Below are 23,150 nucleotides of genomic sequence, written 5' to 3' on the forward strand. Positions count from 1 at the left end.
TTTTGAAATATAAGATTATTTTAACATTTTAAATGTTTCCGCTCAGCATGGCATTCATTTTGCTTAATCAGTATTACGTTTTATAAAAATTGTAATATTGAGGGGCAACACTATGAGTTACGTTGCACGTGAACTCAGTCAAAGAAATAAACTGCTGTTTGGCTTGGGGTCTTTTTTAATACCAATTCTGATCTGGTGTGCGGTCAGCTATTTGCCATTTATCTGGCATCCACAAGTTCAGATTACCGATTCCGGTAGTACGACCTATTTACAGGTCGATAGCCGTATTGATAAGAATACCTTTTTCTCAGCCGCACAGTCCGCAGTAGATCAAGGTCTTTCCCCACCACAAGGCATTCTGGTCAATCCGATTTATTTGCCAGCACCGCATGAAGTTGCACAGGCGCTAGTAACTGCCTTCACTACACCACCTGCTCAGGCCAATGCACTCTGGTTCCATGAAAGCCTGTGGCACAGTATCAAGCTAGTCTTCACAGCCTTCTTTATTTCATCTCTGATTGGTGTTCCACTTGGTATTTTATGTGGTTTCTCCAATAAGCTGTCTCAACTCACAGAACCCTTTGTTGAATTCTTCCGTTATTTGCCTGCCCCTGCCTTTGGTGCACTTGCAGTTGCGATATTAGGAATCAATGATGCACCAAAAATAGCCATCATTGTGATTGGAACCTTGTTCCAGCAAATCCTGATTATTGCCAATACAACCCGTTTGGTCGATCGTAGCCTGATTGAAGCCGGTTTTACCTTGGGCACCAATAAAATGAAAAGCCTGTTTCATGTGGTGATTCCAGCCGCATTTCCTGAAATTTACCGCAATCTGCGTGTCTTACTCGGCTGGGCCTGGACCTATTTAATCGTAGCTGAACTGATTGGCAGCACCTCCGGGATCACCTGGTTTATTACCCAACAAGCCCGTTACCAAAACTTCGACAATGTCTTTGCTGCAATCTTAATTATTGGCGTCATTGGTCTGATCTGTGATGTGATCTTAATGAAATTAGGTCAACGCCTCTTTAAATGGAAACCAGGAGCGAACTAATGCACAACACCGAATTCAATGCCCGTGACTATTTTGACCATATTTATAGCCGTCCAGTGATTTTAGAGGCCAAACAATTAACCCAAAAATTCAGTCATGGCAAAACAGAACGTACCGTTTTAAATGCATTAGATCTAAAAATTCATAAACGCGAGTTTATCTGTGTAATTGGTCCTTCGGGTTGCGGAAAGTCCACTTTTAGCCGAGTGGTTGCAGGATTAGATCCCTATACAAGCGGAGAAATTTTAGTTGATGGTCAGCCGATCACCGGCCCAAGTCCTGAACGTGGCATGGTCTTCCAAGGCTATACTTTATTTCCATGGAAAACTGTCAAAGAAAATGTGATGTTTGGTCCCCAAATGAAAGGACACAGCAATTCAAGTGCTGAAGAGCAAGCACGAAATTGGATCAATATTATTGGTCTGGAAAAATATGAAAACCAATATCCACATGAACTTTCTGGCGGGATGAAACAGCGAGTTGCGATTGCCCGCGCCTTGGTCAATGAACCCAAAATTTTGCTAATGGATGAACCTTTTGGGGCTCTTGACCCACATACCCGCCAAAAAATGCAGCGCCACTTGATGGACCTGTGGAAAAACATTGATATCACCATCATTTTTGTAACACACGACATGGATGAAGCAATTTTATTGGCTGACCGTATTGTGGCACTCAAAGCCAATCCTGGCGAAATCAAAGAAATTATTGAGGTGAATTTACCACGACCACGCCATCCGGACGTCATGCTTACTCCTGAATTTAAACAGTTAAGACAACATGTTGATCAATTGGTACATGCTGAGGAAGATGAACTGGATCCTGCTCTGGCAGATCTTCCATCCATTCCACGCATGACCAAAGTCAGCAGTCTTAAATAATCAGGGGCCTCTAGATGAGCATTGCTTATATATATTTAACCATTGCTGTCATTTCAGAGGTCATTGCGACCTCTGCCCTGCATGCGTCGAAAGGTTTTACGGTTTGGCAACCGACCATGGTGACTTGTGTGGGCTACCTGATTGCCATCTATTTTTTATCTTTAACCATGAAAAGCATTCCAATGTGCATGACCTATGCCATGTGGTCAGGTGCAGGGATTGTCTTTATCTCAAGCGTGGGCTGGATCTTCTTTAAGCAGCATTTAGATACTGCTGCAATGATTGGGATGGCTTTTATTGTATCTGGCATTTTTATTATTCAGGTTTTTTCACATAGCACACACATTTCATAGTCCCTGATTTCAAATATAAAAAATCCCAAACAAAGGTTTGGGATTTTTTATGTTCAGCTTATTTTAAACTTTCGACCAAGGTCGGCACAATCAAACCGTCAACATCTTGCTTGGTAGTATATACGCCATTGGTGACGTTGAATTGATTGACATGATAACTTGATCCATAAATGGAATCGAAACCTGTGCCTTGACGAAAGACCTTTTTATTTGCTTCTAAATCAAGCAAATGCGTTCCGCCAATAAACTGTGCGTATTGTTTTGGATCGACTCCAACTTTATTGGCCATGATTTGCACAGCTTCATCATGTGTCGCAGGGTCCTGAATAAACTTGACCGTTTTGTCCCACACCTGAATGATTTTTTTCCATTCTTCTTGATGTGCCGCCAAGTGCGTCATGTTGACGGTTAAAGTGTCATAGATCAAACCTGATTTATCTTGAGAACTATAGATAATTTTTGAGCCTGCCACCGCTTTAAGCGCCTGGTTGGCCACCGGTTGCCATACCGCAATCGCCGCCACATCAGAGGTATTAAACACCTGTGGCAGTTCATTGGTCATCGAGTTGATTAAGGTCACGTCTGATGCTGCAATATTGGCATCCTCAAGGGCTGTCGAGAGTAACAAATGATCGACGAGACCTTTTTCAACTGCAATCTGTTTGCCTTTTAAATCTTCAATGCGATTGATGCCATTTTTGGCAATAATGACATCATTACCAGCAGAATAATCCGTTGCCATAATCATGATACCTTTGGTACCACCTGAGGCAATCACCAAGTTATCACCATTGGCAACTGAAATTGCGTCTAATTGATTGGCTGAAAATGCATTCATTGAAGCTGAATAGTCAAACCATTTAAATTCAACATTGACACCTGCTTCTTCGAACCATCCTTTTTCAATTGCCACTTGCCATGCCACCCAACCCGGCCAGTCGCTATACCCAATAGTGATTGGTTTGGTATTCACGCTTCCTTCAGCTTTATTTGAAGCTTCTGGGACTTTGGCAGTATTGTCACAGCCTGCCAATAAAATTGCTGTCAGTACAGATGCTGACAGGAAGGCTTTTTTAATCATCGTGTTACTTCCCCTATGCATTCACATTTAAATTTAGTGTTTGAAAGTTGTTTAGATTGAATAAAGGCACGCCATCCACCAAAATGACTGATGTCTGTGGCATCTTCTAAAGCATAACCTTCACAAATAAAGCCTTTGACCCATGTTCCATCGATCAATTGCACATTGCCGATACCGAGTGGTGCAGGCACTTCCGCCACAATGTCTCCAAATAACGCACGAGGTACATCCCAAACTTCGACTTCGATAGAATGACCTGTCCTGCTGAATTGCAGAGCTGGTTTTGGTGGCGTGGTATTTTTTAAAGCAAATAATGCGTAGTTTGCTGTTGTGCGGGTTTTTTGAACCAATGTGGCTTTACGTGTGGTGAGTTGGAAATTTAATGGCATCTGTGTCAGATGCGCACCGACTACAGCCAATTTCACACTATGCTCAGACTCGATGTTGGTTTGGCTGCCATAGTTTTGATCTGATGTACCAAGATGCAGTGCCACAGCGCTTTGCCATGTTTGACCAAATTTTGCCAATGCCTGATCCATCCAAGCAGGTGCAATAAACGTCACACCACTTGGCAAGCCATCGGGACGAATGATGTTTGGTAAAGCCAAAGCAGATAAATCGGCAAAGTTCACAAAGTTGGTATATGCGCCCATCTGGCTATTTTTCAGCAATGGGTCGGCTTCTACTTCAGCGATGGTATAAACCGTGGGTGCTGTTGGTACCATGAATGCATCAAAAGGCTCAAGTAGCGTTTGAATCTGACGAGCCAATGCAGCACGCTCATATTCATCTTGCATTGCATCGACAGCGCTAAATTGATCTGCTTGAGAAATAATTTGGGCAATCACAGGATGGCATTGTTCAGCTTGTACTTTTTGTTGCACTGCAAAAGTCCGCTCAGCAACCCAAGATCGGTTATATAAAGCTGCTGCTAATGTTTTAAAGACTGTAAAATCAACTTCTTCAATCTGATATCCCAAGTCTTGCGCACGTTGAATTGCAATTTGAAAAGCCTGTTCAGATGCTGTATCCCCATAAAATTCCAACTGATCTGGAATGGCAATTTTAGCCTTAGAAAATTGTGTCGCTACATTTTGAGGATGCTGACGTGAATAGTCGTCACTGACATCAAATCCTTGCATCAAATTTGCCGCTGTCCAAGCATCATCAACCGTCAACGCAAAGATTGAAATCACATCTAAAGTTCGACAGGCAGGTACTAAACCTGTGGTTGAGAACCAACCTTTGGTGGGTTTCAAACCTACAATACTATTCAATCCCCCAGGTACACGACCTGAACCTGCTGTGTCTGTACCGAGTGCAAATGGCACAAGTCCTTTAGCAACCACAACGGCTGACCCCGAGCTTGAACCACCACTGATATAGTCAGGATTAAAGCTATTTTTTACCGCACCATAAGGTGAACGTACGCCGACCAAACCTGTTGCAAATTGATCTAAGTTGGTTTTTCCAACCACAATCGCCCCTGCTTGCTTTAATTTTGCAACCACGCTTGCATCTTGAGTCGCTAAATATGCCGCTTCTTTACATGCTGCCGTGGTATAAAATCCTGCCACATCAATATTGTCTTTTACGGCGAAAGGTACGCCGTACAATGGCAATGTCGCAGCATCTTTTTGACGAAGTGCCTTAATTTGCGCTTGCAATTGTTCTGCTGATGCAATGGAAATCCATGCATGATCTTCATTCGAAAAATTTTCGACATAGCTCACTAAGTCACAGAGCTGAAAGGTATGATTTTGATAAGCATTTTGCCAATCTTGAATCGTCCAGAGCTTTTGCACAGTAATCCTCCTCATGTATGTTCTGTGTTTTGGGGGATGGGAGGCATCACAGCATCCATAAGCTCTAGATGCCCTTTAATGACCCCTTTGAGTGCTTTAAATTGTTCGCTGATAACACGTAAATCAGAGCTTGCCCCTTGCATCAGCATCACTTGCATGACTTTGTCATCATCGAGTTGTATATGCAGCGAGCTGATCACTTGGCTTAAGTGTTGTTGTTGTAAATCAATGAGCTGAGCACGTAATGTTTTTAAACTTACGTCATATAACAAGGTTAAAGTGCCGACCATCACTTCATCATGCGCAGCTAAATCATCAATGAGATGATGATTGATCATATCGACAATGGCTTGAGAGCGACTTTCATAATGCTGATCGACAATTTTCTGATCCATCGCATGAAGGGTATTTTCTGGCAAGGTAATGCTAATCCGAGCTAACTTTTGCTTAGCCACGGCGAGATTCCTTTGGTTGTTGTTTGATATATGCACCTGCACGAACACTCAAAAGTCCAATTAAAAATTGAACCCAAGGATGTGGTGCTTTTGTCTTTTTGGCAGTGTCCATTCACATCTCCTGTTCCGAGTATTACAAAATCAATATTTCGTATTACCCAAGTAAATGCAGAAAATGTGCCAAAATTATTTTTTATCCCAAGATGATGATCAAAGAACATTTATTGTTAAGTAAATTTATTAAAAACAAATGTTTATATATTTTAATTATTTTATGAATGTCGCTCTTATTGCTCTGAATCATTGTTTAAAGGCAATAAAGCTATTTTTGATGAACCAAGATGTCCTAAAGCCTAAAAAACGCTTAAAAAATGCGCCAAACCGAACCGTGCTTGATTTTTTTTAGCGCATTTTGGTTAAATTCATTTATGATGGCGAAAAATGAATCATATCCGTTGAAGTGGAATGAATGTTTGAAAACAATAAAATGAGATGGATGTGTTGATATGAAATATTTTGCATGTGCTCAATGCAAAAATCAGGTGTTTTTCGAACATAGTATATGTGAACATTGCCAAATCACACTGGGTTATGCTGCTGTTGAAAAGGAAGTCGTTAGCTTCGAAAAAAAATCTGATCAACTTTGGACTGCATTAAATCCAAATTTTCAAATCACCTCCTTTAAACCTTGTTATAACTACCTGCATTATCAAAGTTGTAATTGGGTGATTCCTGCTGACAGTGAGCAGATGTATTGTGAATCATGCCAACTGACACACATCATCCCTGACCTTTCAATCCCTCAAAATATTATTTATTGGGCACGCTTAGAAAAAGCCAAACGTCGTTTTTTATATTTGGCACAGCGCATGAATATGATGCCCCGCCCTAAACGCCATGATCAAGATGTCTATGGTTTGCGCTTTAATTTTTTAATGCCTGTCGATGGGCAACCCGTGATGACTGGTCATGCTTCAGGTTTAATTACCTTAAATGCCAGTGAAGCAGATGTTGTGCATCGTGAAACCACACGTGAAAGTATGGGTGAAAACTATCGCACGTTATTGGGACATTTTCGCCATGAAAGTGGGCATTATTATTTTGATGTGATGCAATATTTGCATCCTGAACTTTTAGAGGAGTTTAGACTGTATTTTGGTGATGAACGCCAAGATTATAGCGCTGCTTTAAATAGACATTATGAACAAGGTCCACCGCACAATTGGCAGGATAATTTTATTAGCTCCTACGCTACAGCACATCCGTGGGAAGATTGGGCAGAAACGTGGGCGCATTATTTACATATGATGGAAACGCTAGAAACTGCTTATTATGCAACGCTTCGAGTTGAAGGTAATGGTTCAACTTTAAAACCGATGGCATTTAAAGAAAGTCCAATTGGTGGGCAAGATTTTGAGCATATTTTAGAAAATTGGATTACATTGACCTTTAATCTCAACGCCCTGAATCGCAGTATGGGTTTAGAAGATGCTTATCCATTTAAGTTGCCTGAAACCGTCAAAGATAAGTTACGTTTCATTCATCGGCATGTTTTAGAAAAAGCATTTTCATCAAGAGAAACGCTAAGCACAAATTTATCCGTTCAGTCATAGCACCTGATGATTCATGGTTGTATTGAACTAGATTTTGCAAAACACCGATTGAATCTGCCTAATTGAGATCTAAACGATAAAAATCAATCGCATTTTGAAGAAAAACTTTATGTAATGCAGCATCACCCAAAGGTGCAATTATTTCTATTGAACTTTGTAGCAAATCATCCATACGAACATTGCATTTATCCATTGGAAAATTAGAAGCATATATCACCCGATCAATCCCAAAACATGCGATCACATGATCAACCAATGGTTGTAACATCGGCACAATTTCTTCAACTGTGGCTTGACGGTGACGTTCAAAATAACGATGCCCTAAAACAGGCATCATCAGACCTGAAAATTTGATATAGACATTTTTTAAACTGGATAAGTGAGTGATATGCTCTTTCCAATGCTGATAAATAATCTCACGTTGAATTGCTGTTTTACCTGTCATTTTTCCTACAGCACCAAATAAACCTACAGGTGTCGCAAAATGATCCAACACAATACGCGTTTCAGGGAAATACTTGGCAAGCACAGTAATGTCATACAGTTGGTTTGAATAGACCCAAGCATCAAAACTCAAATCCAGCTCAGCAAGCGTTTCAAAACCTTTTAAAAATTGTGAGTTGGTATATAAATGTGGTTTTTCTTCCCACTTATAAACACCAGGATCGGCATGCCAAGCTGCCATTTTTCGAATACCTTTAAACACAGGACTACTCGCTTGGTGTGCCAATAAAATATTTTTAAAGCGAGGATCTCTAGGATCAGCTGCTGCAACAATACCTGCAAGCTGGATATGCTGTGCAGAAAAATCCAATTGTTGTATCCATTTGGTTTCTTCAACCACACCAAAACCCTCATGATGATGCCAATTGGCTTCAACATGAATGATGCCATCCACCTGATAATCGGCGAGATCCATCTTATAATCTGCGGGTAAATACGGTTTGAGGGCATATTGTGGATCGCCAACGGTATCTAAAAGCGACTTAGATTTGACCAAATTTACAGCCATCTGCATGATTTTGGGATATTTTCCAAATAGCTTGACTAAGGTACCAGCAGCATGTGGTGTGGTATATGGATCCCACTGATGAATATGTGGATCAATGATCCCAAAATTTAATCTGGTTTTATTTTTCAACATCCTGTCCATGCTTTATTTATCGACTTATTTATAAATATGATGAATTACCATAAAATTCAAGAATAAAAAATGAGCAAAAACATCAATAGAAATGATATAAGGCTCGGTTATACTGTCGAAAATACAACCACCATGCTAGATACGATAATAATTTAGGATATTGACATGACCATGAAAAAATCAGTATTTGCCCTGAGTATGGGAATCACTTTTACTTTTCTCTTTGGCTGTAGTCAGCCCAGCTCAGAAAAAACACCTGAGACTCAAGCAGCCTCTGAAACAACAGTCAATACTGCGCCCAGTGCCATCACTGAAACTGTTTTTGATGTCAATACACTGCCTATTTCAACAGCCACTTTGGGGGCATTTCCTTATATTGCCTTACCTGAAGGTTATCAGTATCAAAACACTGAAAATTTCAATTTTGAACGTGTGCCATTTTGGACAGGTCAATCTTTGGAGTGGATCGAAGGGCAAGTTTTTAGTTCAGGCATCACAGCAAAATCAGATTATAAACAAGGTGGTTTTTTAGAGTTACAACGTAACCTGCAAAGCGTTATTCGTGATTTAGGCGGTGTTGAAGTCACCAACAGTCAAATACCTGCTGAAATCATCAAGCAAATTCCTAAAGATACAGCTGTGCTTTTTAACTCAGGTTTAGGCGATATTTATAATGAGGCTGTACAGACCTACGTCATTCGCCAAGCCGATAAAAATATCTGGTTTCATTTAGCAAAATCAGGCATTTATATGGGCTTGGTGGTTGCTGAAACTAAAGCTGTCAATATTACGGCGAAGGCACTCAGCGCCAATGAACTTAAACACAGTTTAGACAAAGACAATAAAGTCAGTGTGCAAATTAACTTTGCCACAGATCAAGCCGAAATTTTACCTGACTCACAAGCCCAATTAGATCAGATCATTCAGCTACTAAAAGACCATCCTGATTTAAAATTAGGGATCTATGGTCATACAGACAATACAGGTGATGCTGCACACAATTTAAATTTATCTGAGCAACGTGCAGCCAGTGTGGTCACAGCCTTAAGCCAATCTGGTATTGAAGCAACTCGCTTAAACTCAAAAGGTTTTGGGGATACGCAACCTGTGGCAGACAATACAACTGAGGCAGGTAAAGCACAAAACCGTCGTGTGGAGTTGGTAAAATTTTAATCTTTAGTGACGTGATTAAAAACCATGAAATAATTAGGCCTCTTTCATAAATCAAAAAACAAACAGTCTCTTGCTGATTATTTGTACCGAAGAATTTTAAATATTCATGCATAATCTGCGGATGAAATACATCGATTCAAAAAAGCTTTCTGAAACACAGTTTAAGCGATACACAGGCATCTCATGGTCAACCTTTGATTTAATGGTGGAACAACTGAAAATGCATGTTCCTGCTAAAGGTAGACCCACCAAATTAAGCATAGAAGATCAAATCCTTCTGTGCTTAAGTTATTGGCGTGAATATCGAACATTGTTCCATGTTGCAACTAGTTATGGTGTGTCAGAGCCGACTGCTTCAAGAATTGTCCGTCATGTAGAGGACTGCCTGATCAAGTCTAATCTATTTAATTTACCGAAGCATTTACCTAAGGGCGAAGGCATCGACTGGAACGTGGTGATTGTTGATGCCACAGAAATTCCAATACAAAGACCTAAAAAAACAGAAGAAAAGCTATAGTGGCAAAAAGAAGGCACATACTTTCAAAGTACAGGCCATCATTCATTATAGAACTCAACAAATTCTGAGTTTATGCACGAGTCGTGGTGCTGTACATGATTTCGCACTCTTCAAACGAAACTTGCATCAGATTCCGGCAGGTGCCTTTATCCTTGCAGATAAAGGCTATCAAGGGATTTACTCAGTGTATCCAAATAGCCTATTGCCATTAAAAGCAAAAAAGCGCTGTAAATTGAATCCTGAACTAAAAATCTATAATCAAGAAATCAACAAAAGAAGAATTGGGATTGAGCATGTATTTGGCAGTTTAAAAACCTTCAAAATCCTTGCTGAGCGATATCGTAATCGAGGAAAAAGACTGGGTTTAAGATTCAATTTAATTGCTGGAATCTACAATATGGAACTGAGTAAAAAATGACTTATGAAATAAGTCTATTTATTCATGTCTTTACATACATAGTCTTTGAAATGATAAGCGCGGGCATGTTTTGCATCGAATTTTGCAGAGTGCCCGTCTTTTTCAAAGATATAAACACGGTCGTCTTTGCTCACTAAAAACTCGCTGCCTAATAACGTCAATAACGCATCGATCTTTTGGTTTTCTGGAATGCTCTCGTCTTGTGCGACACGTTCATAATTGCGTTTAATGGTTTTAATAAACATGGGAGTGACCTAAATTTGGCTGATTTAAACAGATCTGATCGTTAAAGCAAAGGTATATAAATAGATAGATGTACTGATATAAACTGGTGAGATATAATACTAAGCAATAGGAACTTGATTAAGGTGTTAAGTCCTGAATTTAGTTGGCGTTGTTTTGAACTCGAGTACGTAGCTCCTCAATACTTAGCTTCACTGTTTCATCTGTTTGGGCTTGTTCTGCGAATTTTAATAACTCAAAGTCTTCTTGCAATTTTTTGTTGAATAGATTGTGAGCCTTTTGCAAAATCCGTTTTTGGCTTTCCATACTGCGTGCTTGTAAGTGTTCTTCTAGTTTTTTAGGCATCTTTTATAAACTCCAAACAGGATGATGTTCCCAGTGTTCTGGAAAACCCATCGCTACACGCCAATGATCATTCTTTAGCACAGGTCTTAACAACTTATTAAGTTGATTACACCATTCTGTATCAAAACCTGTTGGTCTCAATAATGTTTTTAATATCAATAAAACATAGAAAATACGTTTATTCGTGGGTGTATGGGGGGGCTTGCCAATAGGGATCTTTATCTACTTTAGACTTAATCGCTAATTCTCTATTCCATAAACGCCCATGATGCGCACAAATATTTCTGACATAGGTCAAAATATGCAACCATTCAGCTAATTTTTCATGGTGGATAGAAAAATGTTGTGCGATTTCTTTCTTATCCTCAATACTCTGTGCTTTATTGTTGGTTAAGCCATGATACAAAAATGACAATGATCCTAAACTTAAAACTTCTGTCAGCATCCAAATTGGAATTTTCGGAAAGCCTATATAGTTTTCATTAAAATGTTGAATAAAGGTATCTTTTGAACGTATTACTTCTTTATCACATGTATGTATAAAGCCACTATGATTGAATTTTGGATGAAAGTTCTTTTCTTCGTAAATGCCAAAGGCACCATATTGATGTGCCAGAAAATAGGTCATTTTGGTACGTAAATAGGTTTCAATCATTTCAATAGCACTAAAGATTTGTAACCTAAGTTCAGTATCAAACTCGTAAAGTTGAATAATCTTCTCAAAATGGGTATTTGCTTTAAAGCCTTCTACGGCTTCGCCATTTTCTCTTATCCGAAAAGGATACCAATATGCACTTAAACGATAATAGCCATATTTTGCTAAGACAGACTCAGCCCAAGCCTGATTATGAATAATCATGCCCTTTTCTTGCAGATGCTGTACTTGTTCGGTATATGAGAGTGGCTTTTTATCGTATGTCTTTAACATGATACATTTTTTATCAGATATAAAAAACCGCCAAGGTTGCGCGGACTTCCTAAGAAGAACTAAGCGTGGCGGCTATATTAGTTTCATAATAATACCAAATGGAATTATTCGCAAATCATTTGAAAAACTAAAGCTGGTTGTCATTGTGTGAAATTTATTTTTTATAAGCTCGAAAGACTTGCTACAAAGCGTGAATGGATAATATTGTTCATCTTGGCGATGACCTAGATCGTAAACAATAGTCAAATTACAACCAATTTAGAGATCTTTTAAAAGACCTGTTAACTGGTCTTTTAAATTATTGAAGAAGTATTTTATTTTTAAACAATTAATTTATAATGATATTTAATCTTAACAAATATAAATTTATCAATCATGCCCGAACCAATAACAGCAAGTCTAACTTTAGCTATCTTAAAACCTATTTTAAATGGGGTTGCTAAAAGTGCAAATCTATTCTTCTCGGAAGAATTCAAAAAAAGATTTCAACTTCATAAATTTTCCATAAATAACACTCAACTTGTTGAATCAATTGAAAAAATAGGACTAGTCAAAACCCTTTTTACAGGTGCAGAAAGACCTGTTGAAATAAGCACTTTTTTTTATTTACCTTCCATTACTACAGCATCTGGAATTAGTAGAATTAATTCTATAAATGAAATATCTACATCTCATAGTATTCTCATCGAAGCTACTGTTGGTCAAGGCAAGTCCATTTTAATGAGATACTTAGCTCTTCAAGAAGTCGCTCAGAATTCTAGAATTCCTATATTTATTGAATTAAAAAATATTTCTAAAGAAAAAAACTTACATGCTTTGATTAGAGAAAAAATTTTAGCTTGGACTTCTTGTGATATTACAGATGAACAAATTAAATTTATTTTTCGTTCAGGTAAAATATCTATATTCCTTGATGCATTTGATGAAATTAGTAAAGACTATACTTCAGACACATTAAATTATATAGAAAATTTAGCAAATAATTATTAGATCTCTTGCGAAAGTAAAAACCATCCCCATATAGATTTCATGAGATATCAGAACTTAAACCGTTTTTCAGATTCTGAATTCAAGCGCTTGGTTGGCGTACCTCGAGCAGTTTTTACCGAAATGGTCGAGGTTTTAGAAAAAGCAGAATCACTCAAAAAGAAATCAGGCCGTCCTCATACTTTAGCTATAGAGGATCAATTGTTATTAACACTCAATTACTTACGAAATTATAGCACTCAATTGGAGTTAGCAGCACACTATCATATCGCTGAAAGTAATGTGAACCGAACCATTAAAAAGGTTGAAGATGCCTTAATGAGATCAAGACGTTTTACTCTGCCAAAACGAAGCCTTACCACAACAGACGAACGCTTTAACTGGGTCATTATTGATGCGACAGAATGTTCAATAGAACGCCCGAAAAAAAAATCAGAGTAAGTTCTATAGTGGTAAAAAGAAGAAACATACGCTTAAAGCCCAAGTGATCTACCATCCTAAGAGTAAACAAATCATAGGATTAGATATATCGTATGGCAGTCAGCATGACATTAAATTGGCAAGGAAAACGGTTAAGAAATTCAAACATTGTGAATATGTTATGACTGATTTAGGGTACTACGGATTAGAGCAAGATGGCTTTAAATTATTGATGCCCATTAAGAAAAAGAAGAATTTTCCTTTATTTGAAGTTGAGAAAAAGTACAATAAAATGATTGGAAAAATACGCGTTGTGATCGAACACATTAATAGTCAATTGAAAACATTTAGAATCTTAAGTGAACGCTATCGAAATAGACGGAAAAGATTCGGTTTACGCATGAACTTAATTGCTGCACTGGTAAACCGAATCAACTTGCAATAACAACTTTCGCAAGAGGTCTATTCTAATTTAAATTTAGTTGTTAGTAGTAGACCAGAACATGAGATTAAGTTTTCTAATTTTTTTGAAACTATTCAAGTTAACTCATATGATCGAGAGGATCAAAAATCTTTAATTAATATTTTAGTAGAAGACCCAGAAGCTAGAGTTATATTATTAAACTCAATCGAAAATAGCTCACCCGAAATTCAAAAACTCCTAACTACACCATTAATGATTGGTTTGTATAGGCTTTGTTGCACAAACCTATCTGTAAAGGCTTTTTCAGCGATATAATTTTCAAATGAAGAAGCCTACACACAAAATCTACCGCACAACCAATTGGCCCGCATATAACCGAGCACTCATGAGTCGCGGAAATATTGTCATTTGGTTTGATCCTGCTACGCAATGGTATGCTCCATCAAAAGGCAAACAAGGGCGAAATCAAACCTACTCCGACGCAGCTATCCAATGCTGCTTAATGATTAAATCCTTATTCCGTCTATCTTTACGTATGGTCACTGGCTTTGTGCAAAGTCTGATTGAACTTTGCGGATTAAATTGGACCGCACCAGATTACAGTACGCTTTGTAGAAGACAAAAGCATATTGATATTGCAATCAGCTACCAAAAAAGTAGCGATGGGCTGCATCTACTCGTAGACTCTACAGGCATGAAGTTTCTAGGTGAGGGCGAATGGAAACGCAAGAAACATGGAGCTGAATATCGTCGCCAATGGCGTAAACTACATATTGGTATAGATGCCAAAACCCTACAAATACGCGCTATTCAGCTCACAACCAATAATGTCGGTGATTCACAGGTGCTTGGTGATTTACTTAATCAGATTCCACAAGATGAGCAGATTGACTCTGTTTATACCGATGGAGCTTATGACACCAAGCAATGCCGTCAGGTCATTGCAGATCGGCAAGCACATGCGGTGATTCCACCTAGAAAAAATGCGAAACCATGGAAAGATACAAAGATCAGCTCGCTAGAGCGAAATGAATTACTTCGAACAGTTAAACGTTTAGGCAGGACATTATGGAAAAAATGGTCAGGCTATCATCGCCGCAGTTTGGTGGAAACCAAGATGCATTGCATCAAATTATTAGGCGATAAATTAATGGCAAGAAGCTTTCCTAGTCAGGTGAATGAAATTCATGCACGTGTAGCAGTCCTCAACAGATTTACGGAATTAGGTCGACCACTTACCCAAGTTACGCCTTAAATTTGGCTCAATTAGGGGCGCTTTGCATTTCAAATCTTTGTGCAACAAAGCCGTTTGTATATAAAAAAATTTAATACAGATTTCTCACCACCTGAAAATATCACAAGCTTTTATAAGAATATTTTTGAGGTTGTAGCTATAACACATGATAAAACAAAAGGAGGATATACTCGCCAAAGTTCTTCTAATCTAAAACAAGATAAATTGGAGCTAATTTTTGAAAGATTTTGTTTCGAATGCTATAAAATAGATAAAACATCTTTTGAAAGAAATGAAATAATTGCAATATTAGAAATCGCCTTAAATCGACTCTGTATTACAAGTTGTTCAGGTTCTCAAATTCTTGATGATTTTTGTGATTATCTTTGCCTCATTGTTCGTGACGGAATAAATTTTACTTTCATACATCGTAGTATCTATGAATATTATGTAGCACTTTTCTTTAGTAAATTAAGTACAGAAAATGCAGAAAGAGTAATACCTAAAATAAATGAATTAAATATACTTAACTTCTTAAAGATTTTAAATAAATACTATTTTAATAAATATTTTCTAATTATTAAATTAAATTACTTCATTGCTAAATATAATAATTCCATAAAAACATATGAGCTTAAACAAAAAGTTCCTGAAAATTTTATACATTTATTTTTCCTTGGTGATAGAGATAAAATTTATTTAAATAAAGATATATTTGAAGATCTTAGAAATCAAGGGTATTTATTAGACCTCTTGCGAAAGTTGTTATTGCAAGTTGATTCGGTTTACCAGTGCAGCAATTAAGTTCATGCGTAAACCGAATCTTTTCCGTCTATTTCGATAGCGTTCACTTAAGATTCTAAATGTTTTCAATTGACTATTAATGTGTTCGATCACAACGCGTATTTTTCCAATCATTTTATTGTACTTTTTCTCAACTTCAAATAAAGGAAAATTCTTCTTTTTCTTAATGGGCATCAATAATTTAAAGCCATCTTGCTCTAATCCGTAGTACCCTAAATCAGTCATAACATATTCACAATGTTTGAATTTCTTAACCGTTTTCCTTGCCAATTTAATGTCATGCTGACTGCCATACGATATATCTAATCCTATGATTTGTTTACTCTTAGGATGGTAGATCACTTGGGCTTTAAGCGTATGTTTCTTCTTTTTACCACTATAGAACTTACTCTGATTTTTTTTTCGGGCGTTCTATTGAACATTCTGTCGCATCAATAATGACCCAGTTAAAGCGTTCGTCTGTTGTGGTAAGGCTTCGTTTTGGCAGAGTAAAACGTCTTGATCTCATTAAGGCATCTTCAACCTTTTTAATGGTTCGGTTCACATTACTTTCAGCGATATGATAGTGTGCTGCTAACTCCAATTGAGTGCTATAATTTCGTAAGTAATTGAGTGTTAATAACAATTGATCCTCTATAGCTAAAGTATGAGGACGGCCTGATTTCTTTTTGAGTGATTCTGCTTTTTCTAAAACCTCGACCATTTCGGTAAAAACTGCTCGAGGTACGCCAACCAAGCGCTTGAATTCAGAATCTGAAAAACGGTTTAAGTTCTGATATCTCATGAAATCTATATGGGGATGGTTTTTACTTTCGCAAGAGATCTATTTTTTGAATTTATAAGACCAATTATTAGTCATATTGTTATAAATTATAATAATAATGATGGATTCGCCATAAAAGCTCAAAATCCATCCACCTTAAGTAGTATTCAGAATATTAATTTTTATAATAGAATAAATAATGATGCTACTTATAAAAAACTTTTTAAAGATATATTTATTAGTTACGAAAATTGCGTATATGAAATAAGTACAAAAGAAAATGAAATTACATGTGAAGATTTTTTAAATTTATAACTTTATTATAAAAAAGACCGCTTAAGCGGTCTTTTTATATCTAACTCACTAAGCCACTGGCGCCAACGTAAACAACACCTGCCCCGTCTTCACCGTTTGCCCTTTTTCAATGGTAATTGCATCGACACGCATACGCTCAGGTGCAATAATCGGAATCTCAATTTTCATCGCTTCAATTACTGCAAGCGTTGCACCTTCTTCCACAATATCACCCGACTGACATTCAATTTTCCAAATTGAACCCGGCATATGCGACTCCACCGCACAACCACCGTCTGGGATTTCAACACCTTCACCATCATCCACAGCATCTAGGCTTTCAGACACATATTCCGCAAGCCCTGCTTCATGCCAACGTTTACGTTCAGCATCAAAGTTGGCTTGTTGTACCGCTTTAAATGCCGAGATCGACTCTTGGTTTTCGGTTAAGAAATCATTGTATTCCTTTAGATTCAATACACCTTCTTCAATACGTAGTTTTAAACGACCTGCTTTAAAGTCCTCACGCATTTGCATGAGTTCCGCTTCAGACACTTCATAGAACTTAATTTGGTCAAAGAAGCGCAGTAACCACGGCATACCTTGCTCAAAATCAGGGTTTCTACGGTAGCGTGACCACATTTGCGAAGTACGACCGACAAACTGATAACCACCCGGACCTTCCATACCGTATACGCACATATACGCACCGCCAATGCCGACGGCATTTTCAGGTGTCCATGTCCGTGCAGGGTTATATTTGGTCGTCACCAAACGCTGACGCGGATCAAGCGGGGTTGCTACAGGCGCACCTAAATACACATCGCCCAAGCCCATGACCAAATAACTCGCGTTATAGACCACATCTTTCACGGCTTGTTTGTCTTTTAAACCATTAATACGACGGATAAATTCGATATTGTCCGGACACCATGGTGCGTCAGGACGCACAGTTTGCATATAACGTTCTGTTGCCAGTTGAGTTTGTGAATCTTCCCACGCCAGCGGTAAATACACAGTACGTGATGGCACTTGCATTTCAGTGACATCAGGCAGTTGTTCTTCTGCCACTTGAAGCAAACGCAATAAATCCAGCTGATCGAGTTGGATCGAATCAAAATGAATTTGTAGTGAACGAATCCCCGGTGTCAGGTCAATAATGCCTTGAATGTTTTGATCTTTGACCCATTGCATCAGTGCATGAATACGGAAACGTAGGTTTAAATCTAAAACGAGTTCGCCATATTCAACGAGCATATAGTTATTGCCGGCGGGACGATACACCACATCAGGTGTACCATTTTGACCTTTTAAAGTATCTAGAATGGCAGATTTTAAGGTGCTGATTTCAGAATAGAAAGACTCATCAAAAGTCACCGCTTGTGTATCTTCAGCAGTTAATTGTGCATGATATTTTTCATTCAGCAGTTTGGCTTGATGATAGCTCACAGGCACAAATTTGACTTTATCACCGGCTTTTAGCTGACCTAATTTCCAAAGCTCAGAATTAATCACCACCGCAGGACAGACAAAACCACCAAGACTTGGACCATCTGGCCCGAGAATAATCGGCATATCACCCGTAAAGTCGATTGCACCAATGGCGTATGCATTGTCATGAATATTCGATGGATGCAGACCCGCTTCACCACCGTCCTGACGTGCCCATTCAGGTTTTGGACCAATCAAACGGATACCGGTACGGCTTGAGTTAAAGTGAATTTCAAACTCGTTGGCAAAGAAGGTATCAATGTCGTTTTTGGTAAAGAAATCAGGCGCACCATGTGGACCATACATCACCGCAATCTCCCAAGTGTTTGAGAATGTCGGGATTTGATCATCACTTAATGCTTTCACTTCATCGGATGTAAATGCTGTGATTGGAAGCATATCGCCAATCAATAAATTACGTCCTGCATGACCACCAAATTGACCTAGGGTAAAGGTCGCTTGAGAGCCTAAATATTCAGGGACATTCAGACCGCCTTTAATCCCAATGTAGGTACGGCAACCGGTGGCGATCTTGCCACATTTGAGTACCTGACCTTTACGCACATTTACGGTCTGCCACATTGGTACAGCCACGCCATCCAAGGTCGATGGCATATCACCACCTGCCAATACAATTTGGCTGTCACAATGGAATTTTAAGCTTGGACCTTGTAGGGTACATTCAAGCCCTGCGGTATTTGGTGCATTGCCTAATAGTTGGTTCGCGACATTTAAAGACAACGGATCAATCGCACCTGATGGCGGAACACCGACATCCCAATAACCCAAACGACCTGTGACATCTTGCACGGCGGTTTGAATACCGGCTTGCAGAACTTCAATCTTTTGAGTTTTCCATTCAAAGGTATTTAAAAAGCGTGTGGTTTGTGTGCCCGATTTAAATACATCGCAGTCGATAATGTTTTGTAGATATTCAAGATTGGTTTCAATGCCGGCAACTTGGGTTTTAGCGAGTGTATCGGTCATAGCTTGGATGGCAGATTCACGATCCTCCGCAGTCACAATGATTTTCGCAATCATCGGGTCATAGAAAGATGAAACGTTCGAGCCTGTTTCTACCCAAGTTTCATTACGCGCATTGGCATCAAACTCAACATGCGTGAGCAAGCCTGCACTTGGCTGGAAGTTTTTGATTGGATCTTCAGCATAGAGACGTACTTGAATCGAATGCCCTTGAGATTCAAGTTTTGCTGTTGGAGCTTTCCAATCGCCACTACCTAAAGTCACCATCCATTCCACTAAATCCACACCAAAGACTTGCTCAGTGACACCATGTTCGACTTGTAAACGTGTATTCACCTCTAAGAAGTAAAACTCTTGCGTGTCGGTATCCATCACAAATTCAACTGTACCTGCCGAGCGGTAATTTACCGATTGCATCAATTGAATTGCGACATTTTGAATATAGGCACGTTGTTCATCGTTGAGATGTGGTGCAGGCGTTTCCTCAATCACTTTTTGGTTACGACGTTGTACTGAACAATCACGCTCGCCCAGTGCTAGCACCAAACCATTGCCATCACCAAAAATTTGCACTTCGATATGACGGGCATTTTGCACAAACTTTTCGAGGTATAAACCTGCATCTTTAAAGTTGGCTTGGGCTAAATAGGACACAGTTGTGTATGCATCTTTCAGTTCTTCTGCATTCCACACCAAACGCATACCGATGCCGCCACCACCTGCGGTACTTTTGAGCATCACAGGATAGCCAATACGTTCCGCTTCAAGTAGTGCTTCAGCGTCATCAGCGAGTAATTGACTACCCGGCAATAACGGTACATTGGCTTGAATGGCCAATTCACGTGCGGTGTGTTTTAAACCAAAGGCTTTCATCTGTTCGGCATTTGGACCTAAGAACACAATACCTTGCGCTTCACAAAGATTACAAAACTCCGCATTTTCAGAGAGGAAGCCGTAGCCCGGATGTATGGCTTGTACGCCTGTTTGTTTGGCAACTTCTAAAATTTTATCGACATTGAGATAACTTTGGCTTGCAGGTGCATCACCAATAAACACGGCTTCATCCGCTAAAGTCACATGCAATGAATCACGGTCGGCTTCTGAATAGACCGCAACCGATTGAATACCGAGTTTTTTAAGCGTGCGAATGACACGACATGCAATTGCACCACGGTTGGCGATGAGAACTTTATTAAACCCTGATTTTAAAGTCATAGTCTTATACCTCGCCTTCACGGACAATCAGTTGAATTTTGGTTGGGTTATAGGCATTACATGGGTTATTCAATTGTGGGCAGTTGGAGATCAGCACAATCAAATCCATCTCAGCTTTGATTTCGACATATTTGCCCGGTGCAGAAATACCATCATCAAATTTCAGGTGACCGTCCGAAGTTACAGGCACATTCATAAAGAAGTTAATATTTGGCCCAATATGTCGCACGTTTAAGCCATGCTTTTTGGCAATCGGATGTTGTGACAACGCAATCATGAAATTGTTACGGCAACTGTGCATTGGGTATTTGTCATGGGCATAGCGCACTGTGTTACTTTCACATGAACATGCACCGCCGAGTGTGTCATGACGACCGCAGTTGTCATCGTTGATGGTGGCGATTTTATTGCCAAAGTTTGTGTATAACGTTGTGCCTTTTTCTAGGTAGATTTGACGGTTCATCGCCAACGTATCGGCTGCGCTATAACGTTCTTCGGGGTTTGATGCCGAGATAAACAGCGTATCCACTGCCTGATTGCCTTCTAAATCCACAATACGGAAATACTGTCCTTTTTTGACTTCGCACATCCATGCTTCACCAGCAGGACATACTTCACTAAGGACTGATTTTTCTAGGTTTACAAGTGCAGTCATGATCATTCCCCTTAAGCAGTTAAAGCGTAGTAGCGGTTATTATTTTGGAATGCACGCTGATTTTGCGGGCATGAATCACGGCAGACATCGGTCTCGCCTAAAGGCAATGCTTTAAATAGTGATAGTTGAATATCGGCAGGCGCATATTCAGTCGAATTATCCAAGGCATGTGGTGCGCTAGATAAAAACACCAAACAATCCATTTCAAAGCGTAGCTCAATCACTTGATTGCTATTGTCAGATGCGACATAAGACAAGTTGCCGTTGTCATCAGGTTGCACTTTGGAAAAGAGATTTAAGGTATTGCTAAGATCTGTTACTGATAAACCAAATTTGGTCATCTCGAGTAATAAACTGTCTTTGCCATTGCGGTACATGTCGTTACGCGCATCTTGAAACGTTTGAGTGCCAAACTGTTGTTCGATTTGCTGTGCAGTACTTGGCGCACAAAATGCATCATTCCAACCGTGATCATCTTTCACAATGGAAAGCATCGCACGTCCAAGATCAGACGCTAAAATATGCCCTGTGCTTAAAAATGCGGTGTGTTGAGCTTTTAAGCTGTCTGGCATGTTATAGGCTTCAAGCTTGTCTTCGCTATTCACACAAAACAGTGAAACATTGACATTTGTGCCTAAAGATTTGAGTTGTAAAACTGCGCCACGCTGAATGCGTGCTGACCAATGGTGTCCACCCGGTAAACGTTCAGTCCAAAGGACTTGATCTTCGTGATAAGTTATTGTGCTCATGTGCATCCATCCCAATCTTTTTACGGTTTACCTCCCGGGCTTTTATCCCTCCGTGTAGCTTGGGTTTGAACAAACCTAGCCGTGAACTCTCGGTCTCAGTCACATTCTTTTTGAATGTCGGAACCCTAGATCACTTTATGATTGAATAGGTAGATGCAAAGGCTGTGCCAAAACAGTATTACGATTTTCCATACTTGTAATACTCAAAATGAGCAAAAAGAGGTCATCCTGGTTGTGAAATCGAAATCCGACACTGTATTTGCACCTAAACTGAACTTTTTATCTACTCGATAAAGTCTGATAATACGACCAACAGGAAAATGGATGCGCTATGTTTAAAGATAAAAAATTGGTCTGTTTTGATTTGGATGGCACCTTGATCGATTCCGTAGGCATCTGGAATCAGGTCGATGCTGCATTAATTCAAGAATTATCAAATATTGAAGTTGATCATCATACTCTTCAGCAGCAGCGCGATACGCAGCTGAATAAGTTTCGGCAGTCTGCTGATCCCTATCTGGAATATTGTGCTTATCTGAATGAATTTTATGCTTTTGATTTAACCAAAGAACAAGTAAAGTCACACCGTTATGCCATTTCACGGCATTTTCTCGATCATGTGGTGGAGCTGAAACCGCAAGCTGAAATTTTGATTCAGGCCTTGAAACAACGTGGTATTCAACTGGCGCTGACCACCACGACAAGTTTATATAATATTCACCGTTATCAAGAAAATAACAAACTCATCAATAACAAAATTGATTTCGCCAACGATTTTTCATTGATGTTAACGCGTGAAAATGTCGACAACATCAAGCCTCATCCAGAGGTGTATTTAAAGGCACTGCAACATTTTGATCTAAAGCCAGAACAATGCCTGATTATTGAAGATTCGCTCATTGGTGTGGAAGCGGCAAATCATGCTGGCATCGATGTCGTGGCCATCTATGATCAATATTCGGCACATGAAATAGATGAAATTCGTACGAAAACGGATTATTTTGTTGAAGATTTTGCAGCGTTATTAAGTTCTTTAAACTAAAAAAAAGATGTCATGAATCATAGATTTCATGACATCTTATAGAGATACATTGTTTGTTAATTATTGCTTTTATGG

General features: G+C 39.1%; 23 protein-coding genes and 1 riboswitch. Of the genes, 12 read left to right on the plus strand and 11 right to left on the minus strand.

Features of this window, described 5'->3' with window-relative positions:
* The first annotated feature begins 112 nt into the window (after window positions 1–112).
* The 3 genes from IHE35_RS07105 to IHE35_RS07115 are packed head-to-tail and all read left to right on the plus strand — an operon-like array spanning window position 113 to window position 2,291.
* On the plus strand, window positions 113–1,057 hold the full coding sequence (locus IHE35_RS07105) for an ABC transporter permease (RefSeq protein ID WP_242789920.1): 945 nt from the start codon (window positions 113–115) through the stop codon (window positions 1,055–1,057).
* Window positions 1,057–1,938 carry an ABC transporter ATP-binding protein gene (locus IHE35_RS07110; protein WP_242789921.1) on the plus strand — a complete coding sequence of 294 codons (882 nt, stop codon included), beginning with the start codon at window positions 1,057–1,059 and terminating at the stop codon, window positions 1,936–1,938. The genes IHE35_RS07105 and IHE35_RS07110 overlap by 1 nt, the downstream gene beginning before the upstream one ends.
* Window positions 1,939–1,958: 20 nt before the next feature.
* Window positions 1,959–2,291 (plus strand): multidrug efflux SMR transporter, encoded by a 333-nt coding sequence (locus IHE35_RS07115; RefSeq protein WP_242789973.1) that lies wholly within the window; start codon window positions 1,959–1,961, stop codon window positions 2,289–2,291.
* A 58-nt stretch (window positions 2,292–2,349) separates the two neighbouring features.
* Here IHE35_RS07115 and IHE35_RS07120 read toward each other — a convergent pair whose 3' ends face one another.
* The 3 genes from IHE35_RS07120 to IHE35_RS07130 are packed head-to-tail and all read right to left on the minus strand — an operon-like array spanning window position 2,350 to window position 5,632.
* On the minus strand, window positions 2,350–3,372 hold the full coding sequence (locus tag IHE35_RS07120; protein WP_242789922.1) for an ABC transporter substrate-binding protein: 1,023 nt from the start codon (window positions 3,370–3,372) through the stop codon (window positions 2,350–2,352).
* The gene (gene atzF / locus IHE35_RS07125; RefSeq protein ID WP_242789923.1) at window positions 3,369–5,192 is read right to left on the minus strand and encodes an allophanate hydrolase; all 1,824 of its coding nucleotides are present in this window, start codon (window positions 5,190–5,192) and stop codon (window positions 3,369–3,371) included. The genes IHE35_RS07120 and atzF overlap by 4 nt, the downstream gene beginning before the upstream one ends.
* Window positions 5,189–5,632 carry a transcriptional regulator gene (locus IHE35_RS07130; protein ID WP_242789924.1) on the minus strand — a complete coding sequence of 148 codons (444 nt, stop codon included), beginning with the start codon at window positions 5,630–5,632 and terminating at the stop codon, window positions 5,189–5,191. Before IHE35_RS07130 ends, atzF begins: the two co-directional genes overlap by 4 nt.
* A gap of 506 nt (window positions 5,633–6,138) precedes the next feature.
* Between IHE35_RS07130 and IHE35_RS07135 the strand changes: the two genes are divergently transcribed.
* Window positions 6,139–7,245: a putative zinc-binding metallopeptidase gene (locus tag IHE35_RS07135; protein ID WP_242789925.1), complete on the plus strand. Its 1,107-nt coding sequence runs from the start codon at window positions 6,139–6,141 to the stop codon at window positions 7,243–7,245.
* Window positions 7,246–7,303: 58 nt separating this feature from the next.
* On the opposite strand, the gene IHE35_RS07140 is transcribed toward IHE35_RS07135, so the two are convergent.
* The gene (locus tag IHE35_RS07140) at window positions 7,304–8,389 is read right to left on the minus strand and encodes an amidohydrolase family protein (RefSeq protein WP_242789926.1); all 1,086 of its coding nucleotides are present in this window, start codon (window positions 8,387–8,389) and stop codon (window positions 7,304–7,306) included.
* Between the two features lie 165 nt (window positions 8,390–8,554).
* On the opposite strand from IHE35_RS07140, the gene IHE35_RS07145 reads away from it, so the two are divergent.
* The 3 genes from IHE35_RS07145 to IHE35_RS07155 all read left to right on the plus strand — a co-directional run bounded on the left by IHE35_RS07145 (window position 8,555) and on the right by IHE35_RS07155 (window position 10,497).
* Window positions 8,555–9,562 carry an OmpA family protein gene (locus IHE35_RS07145; protein ID WP_242789927.1) on the plus strand — a complete coding sequence of 336 codons (1,008 nt, stop codon included), beginning with the start codon at window positions 8,555–8,557 and terminating at the stop codon, window positions 9,560–9,562.
* 121 nt (window positions 9,563–9,683) lie between these two features.
* Window positions 9,684–10,079: a transposase family protein gene (locus IHE35_RS07150; protein WP_004646478.1), complete on the plus strand. Its 396-nt coding sequence runs from the start codon at window positions 9,684–9,686 to the stop codon at window positions 10,077–10,079.
* Window positions 10,027–10,497 carry an IS5/IS1182 family transposase gene (locus tag IHE35_RS07155; RefSeq protein WP_004646477.1) on the plus strand — a complete coding sequence of 157 codons (471 nt, stop codon included), beginning with the start codon at window positions 10,027–10,029 and terminating at the stop codon, window positions 10,495–10,497. The genes IHE35_RS07150 and IHE35_RS07155 overlap by 53 nt, the downstream gene beginning before the upstream one ends.
* A 14-nt stretch (window positions 10,498–10,511) precedes the next feature.
* On the opposite strand, the gene IHE35_RS07160 is transcribed toward IHE35_RS07155, so the two are convergent.
* The 3 genes from IHE35_RS07160 to IHE35_RS07170 form a co-directional block, all read right to left on the minus strand.
* The gene (locus tag IHE35_RS07160) at window positions 10,512–10,742 is read right to left on the minus strand and encodes a hypothetical protein (RefSeq protein WP_242786765.1); all 231 of its coding nucleotides are present in this window, start codon (window positions 10,740–10,742) and stop codon (window positions 10,512–10,514) included.
* Window positions 10,743–10,881: 139 nt separating this feature from the next.
* Window positions 10,882–11,085 (minus strand): hypothetical protein, encoded by a 204-nt coding sequence (locus IHE35_RS07165; protein WP_242786766.1) that lies wholly within the window; start codon window positions 11,083–11,085, stop codon window positions 10,882–10,884.
* Window positions 11,086–11,263: 178 nt separating this feature from the next.
* Window positions 11,264–12,013, minus strand: a complete 750-nt coding sequence (locus IHE35_RS07170; RefSeq protein WP_242786767.1) for an Abi family protein — start codon at window positions 12,011–12,013, stop codon at window positions 11,264–11,266.
* Window positions 12,014–12,388: 375 nt separating this feature from the next.
* Here IHE35_RS07170 and IHE35_RS07175 point away from each other — a divergent pair, with 375 nt between their 5' ends.
* The 4 genes from IHE35_RS07175 (at window position 12,389) to IHE35_RS07190 (ending at window position 15,882) form a co-directional block, all read left to right on the plus strand.
* Window positions 12,389–13,003, plus strand: coding sequence for a hypothetical protein (locus tag IHE35_RS07175; RefSeq protein ID WP_242786768.1), 615 nt, complete (start codon window positions 12,389–12,391; stop codon window positions 13,001–13,003).
* Window positions 13,004–13,042: 39 nt separating this feature from the next.
* A protein-coding gene (locus IHE35_RS07180; protein ID WP_242786769.1) for an IS5 family transposase occupies window positions 13,043–13,865 on the plus strand; the annotation gives its coding sequence in 2 pieces (ribosomal slippage) (window positions 13,043–13,423 and window positions 13,425–13,865; 822 coding nt in all).
* Window positions 13,866–14,166: 301 nt separating this feature from the next.
* Window positions 14,167–15,099, plus strand: coding sequence for an IS5-like element IS17 family transposase (locus tag IHE35_RS07185; RefSeq protein ID WP_242786770.1), 933 nt, complete (start codon window positions 14,167–14,169; stop codon window positions 15,097–15,099).
* Window positions 15,100–15,138: 39 nt separating this feature from the next.
* Window positions 15,139–15,882 (plus strand): hypothetical protein, encoded by a 744-nt coding sequence (locus IHE35_RS07190; RefSeq protein ID WP_242786771.1) that lies wholly within the window; start codon window positions 15,139–15,141, stop codon window positions 15,880–15,882.
* Here IHE35_RS07190 and IHE35_RS07195 read toward each other — a convergent pair.
* The 4 genes from IHE35_RS07195 to IHE35_RS07210 form a co-directional block, all read right to left on the minus strand.
* A protein-coding gene (locus IHE35_RS07195) for an IS5 family transposase (protein ID WP_242786769.1) occupies window positions 15,844–16,666 on the minus strand; the annotation gives its coding sequence in 2 pieces (ribosomal slippage) (window positions 15,844–16,284 and window positions 16,286–16,666; 822 coding nt in all). The genes IHE35_RS07190 and IHE35_RS07195 overlap by 39 nt on opposite strands.
* Window positions 16,667–17,008: 342 nt before the next feature.
* Entirely contained in the window at window positions 17,009–20,629 is a 3,621-nt protein-coding gene (gene uca / locus IHE35_RS07200) for an urea carboxylase (protein ID WP_242786772.1), read from the minus strand.
* Between the two features lie 4 nt (window positions 20,630–20,633).
* Window positions 20,634–21,284: an urea amidolyase associated protein UAAP2 gene (locus IHE35_RS07205; RefSeq protein WP_242786773.1), complete on the minus strand. Its 651-nt coding sequence runs from the start codon at window positions 21,282–21,284 to the stop codon at window positions 20,634–20,636.
* Window positions 21,285–21,295: 11 nt separating this feature from the next.
* A complete protein-coding gene (locus tag IHE35_RS07210; protein WP_242786774.1) occupies window positions 21,296–22,033 on the minus strand; it encodes an urea amidolyase associated protein UAAP1 in 738 nt (245 codons plus the stop codon).
* Window positions 22,034–22,062: 29 nt separating this feature from the next.
* Window positions 22,063–22,173: riboswitch (guanidine-I (ykkC/yxkD leader) on the minus strand.
* 191 nt (window positions 22,174–22,364) lie between these two features.
* On the opposite strand from IHE35_RS07210, the gene IHE35_RS07215 reads away from it, so the two are divergent.
* Window positions 22,365–23,075 (plus strand): HAD family phosphatase, encoded by a 711-nt coding sequence (locus IHE35_RS07215; protein ID WP_242786775.1) that lies wholly within the window; start codon window positions 22,365–22,367, stop codon window positions 23,073–23,075.
* Window positions 23,076–23,150: the final 75 nt, after the last annotated feature.

Source organism: Acinetobacter sp. ASP199 (assembly GCF_022700675.1).
In the GTDB taxonomy this organism is placed as follows: Bacteria; Pseudomonadota; Gammaproteobacteria; order Pseudomonadales; family Moraxellaceae; genus Acinetobacter.

Bases quoted from the DNA above. Each gene is read 5' to 3' on its own strand.
- IHE35_RS07105 (WP_242789920.1), top strand. From the start codon at position 113: ATGAGTTACGTTGCACGTGAACTCAGTCAAAGAAATAAACTGCTGTTT.
- IHE35_RS07110 (WP_242789921.1), top strand. From the start codon at position 1,057: ATGCACAACACCGAATTCAATGCCCGTGACTATTTTGACCATATTTAT.
- IHE35_RS07120 (WP_242789922.1), bottom strand. From the start codon at position 3,372: ATGATTAAAAAAGCCTTCCTGTCAGCATCTGTACTGACAGCAATTTTA.
- atzF (WP_242789923.1), bottom strand. From the start codon at position 5,192: ATGAGGAGGATTACTGTGCAAAAGCTCTGGACGATTCAAGATTGGCAA.
- IHE35_RS07135 (WP_242789925.1), top strand. From the start codon at position 6,139: ATGAAATATTTTGCATGTGCTCAATGCAAAAATCAGGTGTTTTTCGAA.
- IHE35_RS07140 (WP_242789926.1), bottom strand. From the start codon at position 8,389: ATGTTGAAAAATAAAACCAGATTAAATTTTGGGATCATTGATCCACAT.
- IHE35_RS07145 (WP_242789927.1), top strand. From the start codon at position 8,555: ATGACCATGAAAAAATCAGTATTTGCCCTGAGTATGGGAATCACTTTT.
- IHE35_RS07150 (WP_004646478.1), top strand. From the start codon at position 9,684: ATGAAATACATCGATTCAAAAAAGCTTTCTGAAACACAGTTTAAGCGA.
- IHE35_RS07155 (WP_004646477.1), top strand. From the start codon at position 10,027: ATGCCACAGAAATTCCAATACAAAGACCTAAAAAAACAGAAGAAAAGC.
- IHE35_RS07160 (WP_242786765.1), bottom strand. From the start codon at position 10,742: ATGTTTATTAAAACCATTAAACGCAATTATGAACGTGTCGCACAAGAC.
- IHE35_RS07165 (WP_242786766.1), bottom strand. From the start codon at position 11,085: ATGCCTAAAAAACTAGAAGAACACTTACAAGCACGCAGTATGGAAAGC.
- IHE35_RS07170 (WP_242786767.1), bottom strand. From the start codon at position 12,013: ATGTTAAAGACATACGATAAAAAGCCACTCTCATATACCGAACAAGTA.
- IHE35_RS07175 (WP_242786768.1), top strand. From the start codon at position 12,389: ATGCCCGAACCAATAACAGCAAGTCTAACTTTAGCTATCTTAAAACCT.
- IHE35_RS07185 (WP_242786770.1), top strand. From the start codon at position 14,167: ATGAAGAAGCCTACACACAAAATCTACCGCACAACCAATTGGCCCGCA.
- uca (WP_242786772.1), bottom strand. From the start codon at position 20,629: ATGACTTTAAAATCAGGGTTTAATAAAGTTCTCATCGCCAACCGTGGT.
- IHE35_RS07205 (WP_242786773.1), bottom strand. From the start codon at position 21,284: ATGACTGCACTTGTAAACCTAGAAAAATCAGTCCTTAGTGAAGTATGT.
- IHE35_RS07210 (WP_242786774.1), bottom strand. From the start codon at position 22,033: ATGAGCACAATAACTTATCACGAAGATCAAGTCCTTTGGACTGAACGT.
- IHE35_RS07215 (WP_242786775.1), top strand. From the start codon at position 22,365: ATGTTTAAAGATAAAAAATTGGTCTGTTTTGATTTGGATGGCACCTTG.